The sequence below is a fragment of the Pseudomonas sp. CVAP#3 genome (assembly GCF_018986375.1).
Lineage (GTDB): Bacteria > Pseudomonadota > Gammaproteobacteria > Pseudomonadales > Pseudomonadaceae > Aquipseudomonas > Aquipseudomonas helvetica.
Genome location: NZ_JAHMSC010000003.1, coordinates 371,455 through 385,041, shown reverse-complemented (window position 1 = coordinate 385,041; position 13,587 = coordinate 371,455). Strand labels below are relative to the sequence as shown.

11 protein-coding genes and 1 tRNA gene are annotated in these 13,587 nt (G+C 60.5%); 2 read left to right on the top strand and 10 right to left on the bottom strand.

Going from position 1 to position 13,587, the window contains the following annotated elements; genetic code table 11:
• The first annotated feature begins 42 nt into the window (after positions 1–42).
• Positions 43–118 (top strand) — tRNA-Lys (locus KRR23_RS07950).
• A gap of 263 nt (positions 119–381) precedes the next feature.
• Positions 382–1,440, top strand: coding sequence for a quinolinate synthase NadA (gene nadA, locus KRR23_RS07945; protein WP_054593706.1), 1,059 nt, complete (start codon positions 382–384; stop codon positions 1,438–1,440).
• A 157-nt stretch (positions 1,441–1,597) separates the two neighbouring features.
• Here nadA and KRR23_RS07940 read toward each other — a convergent pair whose 3' ends face one another.
• The 10 genes from KRR23_RS07940 to KRR23_RS07895 form a co-directional block, all read right to left on the bottom strand.
• Positions 1,598–2,086 carry an RDD family protein gene (locus tag KRR23_RS07940; RefSeq protein ID WP_216742042.1) on the bottom strand — a complete coding sequence of 163 codons (489 nt, stop codon included), beginning with the start codon at positions 2,084–2,086 and terminating at the stop codon, positions 1,598–1,600.
• Positions 2,087–2,183: 97 nt separating this feature from the next.
• Positions 2,184–2,396, bottom strand: a complete 213-nt coding sequence (locus KRR23_RS07935; protein WP_019693243.1) for a cold-shock protein — start codon at positions 2,394–2,396, stop codon at positions 2,184–2,186.
• A 401-nt stretch (positions 2,397–2,797) separates the two neighbouring features.
• Positions 2,798–3,922: a glycine cleavage system aminomethyltransferase GcvT gene (gcvT, locus tag KRR23_RS07930; protein WP_216742041.1), complete on the bottom strand. Its 1,125-nt coding sequence runs from the start codon at positions 3,920–3,922 to the stop codon at positions 2,798–2,800.
• Positions 3,923–4,009: 87 nt separating this feature from the next.
• Entirely contained in the window at positions 4,010–5,386 is a 1,377-nt protein-coding gene (locus tag KRR23_RS07925) for an L-serine ammonia-lyase (protein ID WP_216742040.1), read from the bottom strand.
• 184 nt (positions 5,387–5,570) lie between these two features.
• Positions 5,571–8,423, bottom strand: a complete 2,853-nt coding sequence (gene gcvP / locus KRR23_RS07920) for an aminomethyl-transferring glycine dehydrogenase (protein ID WP_216742039.1) — start codon at positions 8,421–8,423, stop codon at positions 5,571–5,573.
• A 9-nt stretch (positions 8,424–8,432) separates the two neighbouring features.
• Entirely contained in the window at positions 8,433–8,816 is a 384-nt protein-coding gene (gcvH, locus tag KRR23_RS07915; protein WP_216742038.1) for a glycine cleavage system protein GcvH, read from the bottom strand.
• A 494-nt stretch (positions 8,817–9,310) separates the two neighbouring features.
• Positions 9,311–10,819, bottom strand: coding sequence for a sigma-54-dependent transcriptional regulator (locus tag KRR23_RS07910; protein WP_216742037.1), 1,509 nt, complete (start codon positions 10,817–10,819; stop codon positions 9,311–9,313).
• A gap of 197 nt (positions 10,820–11,016) precedes the next feature.
• Positions 11,017–11,376, bottom strand: coding sequence for a DUF5064 family protein (locus tag KRR23_RS07905; protein WP_216742036.1), 360 nt, complete (start codon positions 11,374–11,376; stop codon positions 11,017–11,019).
• Positions 11,377–11,434: 58 nt separating this feature from the next.
• Positions 11,435–12,364 (bottom strand): carbamate kinase, encoded by a 930-nt coding sequence (gene arcC, locus KRR23_RS07900; RefSeq protein WP_216742035.1) that lies wholly within the window; start codon positions 12,362–12,364, stop codon positions 11,435–11,437.
• 145 nt (positions 12,365–12,509) lie between these two features.
• Entirely contained in the window at positions 12,510–13,520 is a 1,011-nt protein-coding gene (locus tag KRR23_RS07895) for an ornithine carbamoyltransferase (RefSeq protein WP_019693235.1), read from the bottom strand.
• Between the last annotated feature and the right edge of the window lie 67 nt (positions 13,521–13,587).

Below are 13,587 nucleotides of genomic sequence, written 5' to 3'. Positions count from 1 at the left end.
AATAGTCCTTAAAAATCAGTATTATACGCGCCACCACACAGCGGGTCGTTAGCTCAGTTGGTAGAGCAGTTGGCTTTTAACCAATTGGTCGTAGGTTCGAATCCCACACGACCCACCATTTTAAAAAATCTGGAAGGCCCACGTAAGTGAGGATTTCCGGGTTTTTTTTTGCCCGTGATTTGAGCCTGGCTCAATCCGGGTGTTGCACCGCGTGACGCAGGTCAGAATGATCTTTTGCATCTCGGGGATATTCTGTAGCCTTGCGCAGCTTCAACGCTGTCCATGCCTGATGAATACTCACTCTCCCGGCGGTACCTTCTGTGGTCCGGAGCCGGGTGTATACTCGACTTTCGCGCGAAAGCGCCCGTAGGTCTTGCGATCATGACGCAAATTTCCGAACGCCTTCTGGTACAAGCCCACCTCGACGCCAAACAGCCCAAACCGCTGAGCGCCGAAGAACAAGCCCATTACCGCGCCGCCATCGCTGCCGAGCTCAAGGCTCAGGACGCGGTGCTGGTTGCCCACTTCTATTGCGATCCGATCATTCAGGCCCTGGCCGAAGAAACCGGTGGCTGCGTTTCCGATTCCCTGGAAATGGCCCGCTTCGGCAACGCTCACCCGGCCAAGACCGTGGTGGTTGCCGGTGTGAAGTTCATGGGCGAGACCGCAAAAATCCTCAACCCTGAAAAACGCGTACTGATGCCGACCCTGGAGGCGACCTGCTCGCTGGACCTGGGTTGCCCGGTCGACGAGTTCTCGGCGTTTTGCGATCAACACCCGGAGCGCACGGTGGTGGTATATGCCAACACCTCGGCAGCGGTGAAGGCGCGGGCGGACTGGGTGGTGACCTCCAGCTGCGCGCTGGAGATTGTCGAGAGCCTGATGGATAACGGCGAGACGATCATCTGGGGCCCGGACAAACACCTGGGCACCTACATCCAGCGCAAGACCGGCGCTGACATGCTGCTCTGGGACGGTGCCTGCATCGTTCACGAAGAGTTCAAGGCCAAGCAGCTGGAAGACATGAAGGCCCTGTATCCGGACGCCGCGATTCTGGTGCACCCGGAATCGCCGACAGCGGTGATCGAGTTGGCCGACGCGGTAGGCTCCACCAGCCAGCTGATCGCCGCTGCGCAAAGCCTGCCGAACAAGACCCTGATCGTTGCGACCGACCGCGGCATCTTCTACAAGATGCAGCAGCTGTGCCCGGACAAGGTCTTCATCGAGGCGCCTACCGCCGGCAACGGCGCGGCATGCCGCAGTTGCGCGCATTGCCCGTGGATGGCGATGAACACCCTTGAACGCACGCTTCAGTGCCTGCGTGAGGGCTCAGGCGAGATCTTCGTCGAGCCGGCGCTGATCCCTCAGGCGATTCGCCCGCTCAAGCGCATGCTCGACTTCACTGCGGCAGCGCGGATGAAGCTGGCGGGTAACGCCTGATCATCTGTGGCGAGGGAGCTTGCTCCCGCTCGGCGGCGTAGCCGTCGTAAAGTCCTGCATGCACTTTTAACCGGCAAATCGAGTTGGCAGTTTTAGGGGCGCTTCGCGCCCCAGCGGGAGCAAGCTCCCTCGCCACAGGGTTTGGCGTTTAGGGGAGTTATTTTTTCTTCTTTGGAATCCGCACCAGCTGGCTGTTGGAGTACATGTCGTGCCAGCTGCGCTGCTGTTTGTCGAAGAGTACCCAGAAGAACCCCAGGCCTGCGCACAGCAAGGATGCGATCGACACCACAAAGCGCAACAGTGCCTGCCACAGGCTGATCGCCGAACCATCGGCGTTCTGCACACGGATGCACCAGACCTGCATGCCGAGGGTCTGGCCGGACCAGGTCCAGAATTTGGCAAAGAAGCCAAACAGCACGAACAGCAAAATGGTCGAGAACAGCGGATCACCGTCTAGCGCACCGGCCTCGGTCAACGCGCGCATCTTCTCTTCGCTGATGATTGCCATCTGCACCATCTTGTAGATACCGCCGGTGACGATCAGCAGTGCGGTGCACAGCAGGAAGTCGTAAAACATCGCTGCCAGGCGACGGCCCAGGCCGGCGATGGGAAATTCACCCTGGGGGCTTAGCAGGTGTTTCGACATGGACTGGTTCTCGGCTGAAAAAAGAAGCCATTTTACGGAATTGCGCGCACAAAAAAGCCCCTGATGTCAGCATCAGGGGCTTTTTCGTTACAGAAGATCAGCCTTCTGCTTGTACTTCGTCAGCTTGCATGCCTTTCTGGCCCTGCACAGCGATGAAAGTGACTTTCTGGCCTTCTTTCAGGCTCTTGAAGCCGCTACCTTGAATGGCGCGGAAATGCACGAACAGATCCGGACCGCTTTCTGGAGTGATAAAACCAAAACCTTTCTCGTCGTTAAACCACTTGACGGTGCCGCTCTGACGTTGGGACATTTCTTATTTCCTTTGACGCAAAAATTGATGACAGCCTCTTTCTGATGAAAGAGTACTGGAGCTGGTTGCAGGAGAGTAAGAGGCGTCGAACGGGATGTAGCTAACTTGTAGGCTACTGCCCAGGTCACGATTCCAAGCGACCCATGCAAACACAGTGAACAAACTCTACGCCAACTACGGGAGAAAAAACAAGCCCCGTGGAAGCCGCGTATTGCTTGGCTTGATGACTGTTTCACAGGATGGATAGTGCAGCTTATTCGATAGTGTCGTTCAATTGTTTTCGATTGATATAAGTCAAGTTCACAATCGAAGTGCCTGATCCAGGTATGCACTGTTTTATGGCGGTTGCGTTACAGATTAGTGCACTGTTACGCAACCGCGTTACTTATAGGAACAGTCAATCAACCACGATAGTAGCGTTGTGGAACAAATGGCATTTTGCTTACAAGCAAAGGCACCTTTTTCCCACGTACAATCGCCCAAACCTGGGTATCGAGTGCGATGTAAGCACTGTCGAGGTAACCCATGGCCAAAGGACCGCCCAAGGTCGGCCCGAAGCCGCCGCTGCAGACGCTGCCGATGATTTCGCCCGCTTCGTTGACGATTTCCGCACCTTCGCGCACCGGAGTGCGTTCCTGAGGCAGCAGGCCGACGCGTTTACGGCTGACGCCGTTTTGTTGCTGGGCGAATACGGTCTCGGCGCCCGGGAAGCCACCGGCACGCGCACCGTCGGCACGCCGTGGCTTGGAGATGGCCCACAGCAGGCTGGCTTCGATCGGTGTGGTTTCGGTGTTCATGTCGTGGCCATAGAGGCACAGGCCGGCTTCCAGGCGCAGCGAGTCACGGGCGCCGAGGCCGATGGCCGCGACTTCCGGTTCGGCCAGCAAGGCCCGAGCGAGGGCTTCGGCATTGACGGCCGGCACGGAGATTTCGAAACCGTCTTCACCGGTGTAGCCCGAACGGCTGACAAAGCAGTCGACGCCGAGCAAGGTCACGCGGGTGAACTGCATGAACGTCATCTTCGCCACTTCAGGGGCCAGGCGCGCGAGCACGGTCACTGCGGCCGGGCCTTGCAGGGCGAGCAGGGCGCGTTCTTCGAACAACGGTTCGATGCTGCATTGATCGCCGATGTGTTGGCGCAGGTGCGCCAGGTCCTGGTCCTTGCAGGCGGCGTTGACCACCAGGAACAACTCGTCGTTCCCGAGGTTGGCGACCATCAGATCGTCGAGGATGCCACCGTTCTCGTTGGTGAACATCGCATAGCGCTGCATACCCACCGGCAAGTCGATGATGTCCACCGGCACCAGAGTTTCCAGGGCCTTGGCGGCGTTGGCGCCGGTCAGGCGGATCTGGCCCATGTGCGAGACATCGAACAACCCGGCCTGATCACGGGTGTGCTGGTGCTCCTTCATCACGCCGAGCGGGTATTGCACCGGCATGTCGTAGCCGGCGAATGGCACCATACGGGCGCCGAGTTCGATGTGCAGGGCGTGCAGCGGGGTTTTCAACAGTTGTTCGGTGGACATTCGGGACTCCTTGAAATATGGGTTGGGCTTGGGATCTCCCCCTCACCCCAGCCCTCTCCCCAGAGGGGAGAGGGAGTTAAATGAAGATCAGCACTCGATAATGTTGACCGCCAAACCGCCACGGGCGGTTTCCTTGTATTTGCTTTTCATGTCGGCGCCGGTCTGGCGCATGGTGCGGATGACCTTGTCGAGGGAGACGAAGTGCTGACCGTCGCCGCGCAAGGCCATGCGCACCGCATTGATGGCTTTGACCGAGCCCATGGCGTTGCGCTCGATGCACGGCACTTGCACGAGTCCGCCAATCGGGTCGCAGGTCAGGCCGAGGTTGTGTTCCATGCCGATCTCTGCGGCGTTTTCCACTTGCTGCACCGTGCCGCCGAGCACTTCGCAGAGCGCGCCGGCAGCCATTGAGCAGGCCACGCCGACTTCGCCCTGGCAGCCGACTTCAGCGCCGGAGATCGAAGCGTTTTCCTTGTACAGGATGCCGATGGCGGCGGCGGTGAGCAGGAATCGCACCACGCCGTCTTCGTTGGCGCCGGGGATGAAGCGCATGTAGTAATGCAATACCGCGGGGACGATCCCGGCTGCACCGTTGGTGGGCGCCGTGACCACGCGCCCGCCGTTGGCGTTTTCTTCGTTGACCGCCAGCGCATACAGGTTGACCCAGTCGAGCACCGACAGCGGATCGCGCAGCGACGATTCCGGGTTCTTGCACAGTTGTCGATGCAGCGCCGCCGCACGACGCTTGACCTTCAAGCCACCGGGCAGAATCCCTTCGTTACGGCAACCGGCGGCCACGCAGTCCTGCATCACTTGCCAGATTTTCAGCAGACCGGCGCGGGTTTCCGCTTCCGGGCGCCAGGCGCTTTCGTTGGTCAGCATCACCTGGCTGATGGACAACCCGTAAGTGGTGCAATGGCCGAGCAGGTCCTTGGCGCTTTTGAACGGGAAGGTCAGCGGCGTCGCATCTTCCACTATACGGTCGGCGCCGGCAGCGTCTTCGTCGACCACAAAACCGCCACCGACCGAGTAATACTCGCGGCTGCGGATCTGGATGCCGGCCGCATCGAAGGCACGAAAGATCATGCCGTTGGGGTGATAGGCCAGTGGCTTGCGAATCATCGCCAAGTGGAGTTTTTCGTTGAATTCAATGACGTGCTCACCGAGCAGGTTCAAGCGACCGCTGCTGCGAATCTCAAGCAGGCGGGCGGCGATGTTCTCGGTGTTCACGGTGTCCGGGTGTTCACCTTCCAGACCCAGCAACACGGCCTTGTCGCTGCCGTGGCCTTTGCCAGTGGCGCCGAGCGAGCCGTAGAGCTCGACTTTGACGCAGGTGGTGGCTGCCAGCAGGTTTTCACGACGCAGGCCTTCGACGAAGCGCGCAGCGGCGCGCATCGGGCCAACGGTGTGAGAGCTGGAGGGGCCGATGCCAATCTTGAACAGGTCGAACACGCTTAACGACATGGTTGTTCTCCGGTTTCTTGTTATAGGCGCAGCGCGAACCCGTAGGAGCAAGGCTTGCCCGCGATGAACGATGATGAGGTCAATCAGGTGGACCCTGTAACGGCTATCGCGGGCAAGCCTTGCTCCTACAGGGGGAGGCGTGTCCTTACGGAGGGGGGCGGGTGAATCCGCCCCCCTGCATAGATCAAGCGTAGCTTTCGATCGACGGGCAAGCGCAAATCAGGTTGCGGTCGCCGAACACGTTGTCGACCCGACCGACCGGTGGCCAGTATTTGCCCTCGATCAACGACGCCACCGGATACACCGCTTGCTCACGGCTGTACGGATGCGTCCACTCGCCAACGATTTCCGCAGCCGTGTGCGGCGCGTTTTTCAGCGGGTTGTCGTCCTTGTCCAGGGTGCCGTTTTCCACTGCGCGGATTTCTTCGCGGATGCGGATCATTGCGTCGCAGAAGCGGTCCAGCTCTTCTTTGGATTCGCTTTCGGTCGGCTCGATCATCAGCGTGCCGGCCACCGGGAACGACATGGTCGGTGCGTGGAAGCCGAAGTCGATCAGGCGCTTGGCAACGTCATCGACGCTGATGCCGCTGCTGTCTTTCAACGGGCGCAGGTCGAGGATGCATTCGTGGGCGACCAGACCGTTGCTGCCGGTGTAGAGCACTGGGTAGTGTTCTTCGAGGCGACGGGAAATGTAGTTGGCGTTGAGGATCGCCAATTGCGAAGCCCGCTTGAGGCCAGCTCCGCCCATCATGCGGATGTACATCCAGGTGATCGGCAGAATGCTCGCGCTGCCGAACGGGGCCGCGCAGACCGCGCCTTCCTTGCGTTCCATGGCCGCGTGACCCGGCAGGAACGGCGTCAGGTGCGATTTCACGCCAATCGGGCCGACACCCGGGCCGCCGCCGCCATGCGGGATGCAGAAGGTTTTGTGCAGGTTCAGGTGCGAGACGTCGCCGCCGAATTTGCCCGGTGCGCAGAGCCCGACCATCGCGTTCATGTTGGCGCCGTCGATGTACACCTGGCCGCCATTGTCATGAATGATCCCGCAGATTTCGCGGATGCCTTCTTCGAACACGCCGTGGGTCGACGGGTAGGTGATCATCAGCGCGGCGAGGTGTTCGCGGTGCTCGATCGCTTTGGCGCGCAGGTCTTCGATGTCGACGTTACCGCGAGCATCGCAGGCGGTGACGACTACGCGCATGCCGGCCATGTTGGCGGTGGCCGGGTTGGTGCCGTGGGCCGACGATGGGATCAGGCAGATGTCGCGGCGTTCTTCGCCACGGCTCTGGTGGTAGGCACGGATTGCCAGCAAGCCGGCGTATTCACCTTGGGAACCGGCGTTCGGTTGCAGCGAAATCGCGTCGTAACCGGTGGCGGCGCAGAGCATCGCTTCCAGTTCATCGGTCAGTTGCTGATAACCGGCGCTTTGCGCAGGCGGAGCGAACGGGTGCAGGGCGCCGAATTCGGCCCAGGTCACCGGGATCATTTCGCTGGCGGCGTTGAGTTTCATGGTGCACGAACCCAACGGGATCATGGTGCGATCCAGCGCCAGGTCCTTGTCGGCGAGCTTGCGCAGATAGCGCATCAGCTCGGTTTCCGAGTGATAACGGTTGAACACCGGGTGGCTGAGGATCGGCGATTGACGCACCAGTTCAGCCGGGATGCGGCTTTGCACCGAGGCGGCCAGCGCGGCGAAGTCCGGCAGGGCTTTGCCGTCAGCCAGCACGCTCCACAGGGTTTCGATGTCGGCCTGGCTAGTGGTTTCGTCGAGGGACAGACCCAGACGCTCACCATCGACGACACGCAGGTTGATGCGCTGGGCGCGGGCCTTGTCGTGCAGGGCCGCGGTGTTGGCGCCAGTGGCCAGGGTCAGGGTGTCGAAGAAGTTTGCTTGCTCAACGTTCAGACCCAGTGCGCTCAAGCCGTTGGCGAGGATCGCGGTCAGGTGATGAATGCGCTTGGCGATCTGCTTCAGGCCTTTAGGGCCGTGATATACGGCGTACATGCTGGCGATGTTGGCCAGCAACACTTGGGCGGTGCAGATGTTGCTGGTGGCTTTCTCGCGGCGGATATGTTGCTCGCGGGTCTGCATGGCCAGGCGCAGGGCCGGCTTGCCGAAACGGTCCACGGAGACGCCGACCAGACGGCCCGGCATGTCGCGCTTGAACGCATCCTTGGTGGAGAAGTAAGCCGCGTGCGGGCCACCGAAGCCCAGCGGCACGCCGAAGCGTTGCGCGCTGCCGATGGCCACGTCGGCGCCGAACTCGCCCGGCGGGGTCAGCACGGTCAGGGCCAGCAGGTCAGCAGCGACTGCGACCAGCGCATTAACAGCGTGGAACCGCTCGGTCAGTTCGCGGTAGTCGAACAGGTCGCCGTTGCTCGCCGGGTATTGCAGCAGCGCGCCGAAGAACGCGCTGACATCCGTCAGCTCACGCTCGTCGCCAACCACCACGTCAATGCCCAACGGCTCGGCACGGGTGCGCAGCACGTCGAGGGTTTGCGGGTGGCTGTGGATCGAGGCGAAGAAGGCGTGGCTGCCCTTGTTCTTGCTCAGGCGTTTGCAGAAGGTCATGGCTTCGGCAGCGGCGGTAGCTTCGTCGAGTAGGGACGCGTTGGCGATCGGCAGGCCGGTCAGGTCGCTGATCAGGGTCTGGAAGTTCAGCAGCGCTTCCAGGCGGCCCTGGGAAATTTCTGGCTGGTACGGGGTGTAGGCGGTGTACCAGGCCGGGTTTTCCAGCAGGTTGCGCAGGATCGGCGACGGTGTGTGGGTGCCGTAGTAGCCCTGGCCGATGTAGGTCTTGAACAGTTGGTTCTTGGCGGCGATGGCTTTGATCGAGGCCAGGGCCTCGGCTTCGCTCAAGCCGTCTTCCAGTCCGAGAACGCTGGTGCCTTTGATGCTGTCGGGGATGACGCTGGCGCTCAGGGCTTCCAGAGAGTCAAAGCCGAGGCTGTTGAGCATGGCTTGCTCATCGCCCGAACGCGGGCCGATGTGGCGCGCGATGAATTCGTTGGCGGTGCTTAGATTTACTTGAGTCATGGCGGCTCCTCAGGCTTCGGCGTTGGCTTTGATCAGACGGTCGTAAGCGTCTTGATCCAGCAGTTTGGCGACAGCCGAGGCGTCGGTTGGCTTGAAGCGGAAGAACCAGCCTTCACCCAGCGGATCTTCGTTGACCAGTTCAGGGCTGCTGTCCAGCGCCGGGTTCACTTCCTGCACTTCACCGTCCAGTGGCATGTACACGCCGCTGGCAGCTTTTACCGATTCCACGGTGGCTGCTTCAGCGCCTTGTTCGTAGGACTGCAGCTCAGGCAGTTGTACGAAAACCACGTCGCCCAAGGCGTTCTGTGCGAAGGCGGTGATGCCGACCGTAACGCTGCCGTCAGCTTCGGTGCGCAGCCATTCGTGATCTTCAGTAAAACGCAACTCGCTCATGGAAACTCCTAGGGGGCCAGATTCATCTGGTGGACGCGATTGAATGCTCGTGCAGGGCAGAGCTGAATGTTCAGTGACTTGACAAGAACGTAGCAAGAACGCGGCCAACGTTTTTTATTCGTTATAAATCAATAGGTTGATGACTATTGCGGGCGAGGTGAAAAACACGACTGTAGCGAAATCGCTACAGATTGAGGCGTGTAAAAAAGCCTATGGGGATCAAAGCCTTGCGTAGCGCAGTTTAATCGAGTGTGTAGCGAAATCGTTCCGCTGTAGCGCATTCAGTACAGATGGAGGTCGTTTTTGGCGTGAAGAGCGGGTGCCTTGCGGTCGATTGTGGCGAGGGAGCTTGCTCCCGCTGGGGCGCGAAGCGGCCCTAAAACTTGCAATTGGTTGCCGCAGATACTTCGCGTTTGCTGGTTTACGACTGCTTCGCCCGAACGCGGACCGGCCGGTGGGAGCAAGCGCCCTCGCCACGGGGCGGTTATCGGGAGTCAAGCCTTGCCGGGAATCCCGTACTTGCGCAATCGATGGGCGATGGCAGTGTGGGAGGTTTGCAGGCGGCTGGCCAGTTGGCGGGTCGAGGGGTAGTTGACGTAGAGCTTTTCCAGCAGGGTTTTCTCGAACGCTTCCACGGCCTGCTCAAGGCTGTCGACATCCACGTCGCTTTCGCGCGCCACGGAGGTGCCGGCGATGTCCAGGTCGCCGATGTCCACCAGGCTGCTTTCGCAAATGGCCGCGGCGCGGAAGATCACGTTCTGCAATTGCCGCACATTGCCCGGCCAGCGGTTGCCGAGCAGGGCCGGGTAAGTGCCAGGCGCCAGACGACAGACCGGGCGCTGGATTTGCGCACAGGCCTGCTGCATGAAGTAGCGCGCCAGCAGCAGGATGTCCTGACCGCGCTCACGCAGCGGCGGGACTTCGACGTTGAGCACGTTGAGGCGGTAGAACAGGTCTTCACGGAACGCGCCTTCGCTGACCATTTTTTCCAGGTTGCGGTGGGTGGCGCTGAGGATTCGCACATTGACCTTGACCTCGCGATCGCCACCGACCCGACGGAAGCTGCCATCGTTGAGGAAACGCAACAGTTTGGCCTGCAAGTACGGCGACATTTCGCCGATCTCGTCGAGGAACACCGTGCCTTGGTTGGCCAGTTCCATCAGGCCTGGCTTGCCGCCACGCTGAGCGCCGGTGAAGGCGCCGGGGGCGTAGCCGAACAACTCGCTTTCGGCGAGGTTCTCCGGCAATGCCGCGCAGTTCAATGCCAGAAACGGCGCGCTGTGTCGGGCGCTGATCGCATGGCAGGCGCGGGCCACCAGTTCTTTGCCGGTGCCGGTTTCCCCCTGGATCAGCAGCGGAGCATCGAGCGCCGCCACCCGTTGCGCACGGGCCTTGAGGGTGCGGATCGCCGGGGACTCGCCGAGCAACGCATCGAAACCTTCGGCGTGATCGTGGTGCAACGCCGAGAGTTGTTCACCGATGCGATTGGGTTGATACAAGGTCAGCAGGGCGCCAGCATCGGTGATGGGTGTAGCGTCCAGCAGCAAGGTCTGGCCGTTGACGGTGATCTCGCGCAACGGCAGGCGGAAGCCGTTTTCCAGCAACGTGTCCAGCAGCGCCGGATCGCTGAACAACTCGGCGACGCTTTCCCCGGCCGGTTCACGGCCGTACAAGGCGATCAGTGCCGGGTTGGCCAGCAACACGTTGCCGGCGCTATCGAGGGCCAGCACCGGGTCGGTCATCGCCGCCAGCAGCGCGTCGAGTTGCAGGTGCCGACGCTGACCGGGAAGGATGTCGACTACCGTCACCGCCTGCACGCCGCGCACGCTGAACAGCGCATCGCGCAGCTCTTCGAGAACTTGCGGGCTGAGTGTCGGCGCATCGATGTAAACGTTCGGTGGAACCATTTCCACCGCATCCAGATTGAGATTGCGCCCACCGAGCAAGGCCAGGACTTCCTGGGTTATGCCGACGCGGTCGATGAAGCTGACGTGGATACGCATGGGACGGTTCAGTGTTCTGGAGTGCGGAGGGTGGCAAGTATGCCTTGGAGGAGGGGGGTAGGTGAAATCCACGAACTTATGATCGTTCCCACGCTCCCGCGTGGGAATGCATCCCCTGACGCTCTGCGTCAGCCTGGACGCAGAGCGTCCATGGCGGCATTCCCACGCAGAGCGTGGGAACGATCAGGAGTAGGCGGTTATTCCAGATGTTCGGGCTTCATCGGATCACCGGATTTCACATCCAGTTGCGCACGCACATCTTCGAACATTTCGTCGTAATACTTGTGCAGCGAGCCGATGCTGGCCGTCTTGGGCATGCCGTACTTCTGTGCGATGCGCGTGGCATGTCGGGCAAAGTCGAAAGCCTGGTCTTTGGCCAGGAAGAAGTCTTCCTTCAGGTCCTTGCCCTCGACCGAGCCATGCACTGTGAAGAGCATGCCTTTGCCTTCCTTGGGGTCGGTGGCAATCACATAGTCAATGCACAGGTTGTAGCTGAAGTCGTCCTTGTTCAGTGCATGGCGCTCGATGTGCAAGTGACCGGGCTCAAATATGGCCATGGGCGTCTCCTTCAAAGGCATTGAAGCGGGGCGGGCATGAGGCCGGCCCCGGCTGTTTTTATTGGTAAGTGATACCAGGTTCAGCCGTGCTGATTCGGGTGCCGGCCCTACCCTGGACGATCGCTTCGATGTCCGAGAGTGAACCGATCACCGCGACTTTGCCAGTGTTGCGGGCGAACTCGCAGGCGGCCTGGACCTTCGGCCCCATGGAGCCGGCGGCAAAATCGAGTTTTTCGATATCGTCCGGGTGGGCCCGTGCGATGGCTTTCTGGGTCGGCTTGCCAAAGTCGATAAACGCGGCGTTAACGTCGGTGGCGATCACCAGCAAGTCACTTTCCAGCTGTTCGGCCAGCAGCGCCGAGCACAGGTCTTTATCGATCACCGCTTCCACGCCCTTGAGCTTGCGGTGCTCGTCGTACATCGTCGGTATGCCGCCACCGCCTGCGCAGATCACGATGCTGCCTTTTTCCAGCAGCCACTTGACCGGGCGGATTTCGAAGATGCGCTTGGGTTTCGGGCTGGCCACCACGCGGCGGAATTTGTCGCCGTCCGGGGCGATTGTCCAGCCTTTTTCGGCGGCGAGTTTTTCTGCTTCGGCCTTGGAATAGACCGGGCCGATGGGCTTGCTTGGGTGTTGGAACGCCGGGTCATTGGGGTCGACTTCGACTTGGGTCAGCAGGGTCGCGAAGGGCACTTCGAAGTCCAGCAGATTGCCCAGTTCCTGTTCGATGATGTAGCCGATCATGCCTTCGGTTTCGGCACCGAGCACATCCAGCGGGTAAGGGGAAACGGAGGTGTAGGCCGCCGCTTGCAGCGACAGCAGACCGACTTGCGGGCCATTGCCGTGGGCGATCACCAGTTGATTGCCGGGGTGGATTTTGGCGATCTGTTCGGTGGCGATCCGGATGTTGGCGCGCTGGTTGTCCGCGGTCATGGGTTCACCACGGCGGAGCAGGGCGTTACCGCCCAGTGCAATGACGATACGCATAATGCGATCCTTCTGAAATTCGGTGATCCCGTAGGAGCAAGGCTTGCCTGCGATGGCGGCGAGCCTGACACACCGCGGTGCTCCAATCGCGGGCAAGCCTTGCTCCTACAGGGTCAGTGGCAGGTCACGGAAAAGTGCTCAGCCGTTAGATATCCGCCAGCGCCGATACCAGGATCGCCTTGATGGTGTGCATGCGGTTCTCCGCTTGCTCGAAGGCGATGTTGGCGGGCGATTCGAATACTTCTTCAGTCACCTCAACGCCGTTGGCCAGGTGCGGGTAGCGCGCTGCAATGTCCTTGCCGACCTTGGTTTCGCTGTTGTGGAACGCCGGCAGGCAATGCATGAATTTCACCCGGGGATTGCCCGAGGCTTTCATCATTTTAGCGTTGACCTGGTACGGCAGCAGTTGTTCGATACGCTCGTCCCACGCTTCGACCGGTTCACCCATCGACACCCAGATGTCGGTGTGGATGAAGTCCACGCCCTTGACCGCCTCGGCAGGGTCTTCGGTGATGGTAATGCGCGCACCGCTTTCGATGGCGAAGGCTTTGCACTGATCGATGAAGTCCTGATGGGGCCACAGCGCTTTCGGTGCGCCGATGCGTACGTCCATGCCGAGTTTGGCGCCGATCATCAGCAGTGAATTGCCCATGTTGTAGCGCGCATCACCAAGGTAGGCGTAGCTGATGTCATGCAGCGGCTTGTCGCTGTGCTCGCGCATGGTCAGGGTGTCGGCGATCATTTGGGTCGGGTGGAATTCAGCGGTCAGGCCATTGAACACCGGCACGCCTGCGAACGTGGCCAGCTCTTCGACAATTTCCTGTTCGAAGCCACGGTACTCGATGGCATCGAACATCCGCCCGAGAACGCGGGCCGTGTCTTTCATGCTTTCCTTGTGGCCGATTTGCGACGACACCGGGTCGATGTAGGTGACGTGAGCTCCTTGGTCATGGGCCGCGACTTCGAAGGCGCAACGGGTGCGGGTCGAGGTTTTTTCAAAGATCAGCGCGATGTTCTTGCCTTTGAGGTGCGGCTGTTCGGTGCCGGTGTACTTGGCGCGTTTCAGGTCGCGGGACAGGTCCAGCAAGTAATGCAGTTCACGATTGGTGTGGTGCATCAAACTCAGCAGGCTGCGATTACGCATGTTGAAAGCCATGATGTGGATCTCCTTGGGTTTCGGTTATCCCCAAGGCCGGTGCTCTGTAGGCCCCGGCCAAGGTTTG

Excerpts from the sequence above, each read along its gene's own strand:
- nadA (WP_054593706.1), top strand. The coding sequence starts at position 382 with ATGACGCAAATTTCCGAACGCCTTCTGGTACAAGCCCACCTCGACGCC.
- KRR23_RS07940 (WP_216742042.1), bottom strand. The coding sequence starts at position 2,086 with ATGTCGAAACACCTGCTAAGCCCCCAGGGTGAATTTCCCATCGCCGGC.
- KRR23_RS07935 (WP_019693243.1), bottom strand. The coding sequence starts at position 2,396 with ATGTCCCAACGTCAGAGCGGCACCGTCAAGTGGTTTAACGACGAGAAA.
- gcvT (WP_216742041.1), bottom strand. The coding sequence starts at position 3,922 with ATGTCCACCGAACAACTGTTGAAAACCCCGCTGCACGCCCTGCACATC.
- KRR23_RS07925 (WP_216742040.1), bottom strand. The coding sequence starts at position 5,386 with ATGTCGTTAAGCGTGTTCGACCTGTTCAAGATTGGCATCGGCCCCTCC.
- gcvP (WP_216742039.1), bottom strand. The coding sequence starts at position 8,423 with ATGACTCAAGTAAATCTAAGCACCGCCAACGAATTCATCGCGCGCCAC.
- gcvH (WP_216742038.1), bottom strand. The coding sequence starts at position 8,816 with ATGAGCGAGTTGCGTTTTACTGAAGATCACGAATGGCTGCGCACCGAA.
- KRR23_RS07910 (WP_216742037.1), bottom strand. The coding sequence starts at position 10,819 with ATGCGTATCCACGTCAGCTTCATCGACCGCGTCGGCATAACCCAGGAA.
- KRR23_RS07905 (WP_216742036.1), bottom strand. The coding sequence starts at position 11,376 with ATGGCCATATTTGAGCCCGGTCACTTGCACATCGAGCGCCATGCACTG.
- arcC (WP_216742035.1), bottom strand. The coding sequence starts at position 12,364 with ATGCGTATCGTCATTGCACTGGGCGGTAACGCCCTGCTCCGCCGTGGT.
- KRR23_RS07895 (WP_019693235.1), bottom strand. The coding sequence starts at position 13,520 with ATGGCTTTCAACATGCGTAATCGCAGCCTGCTGAGTTTGATGCACCAC.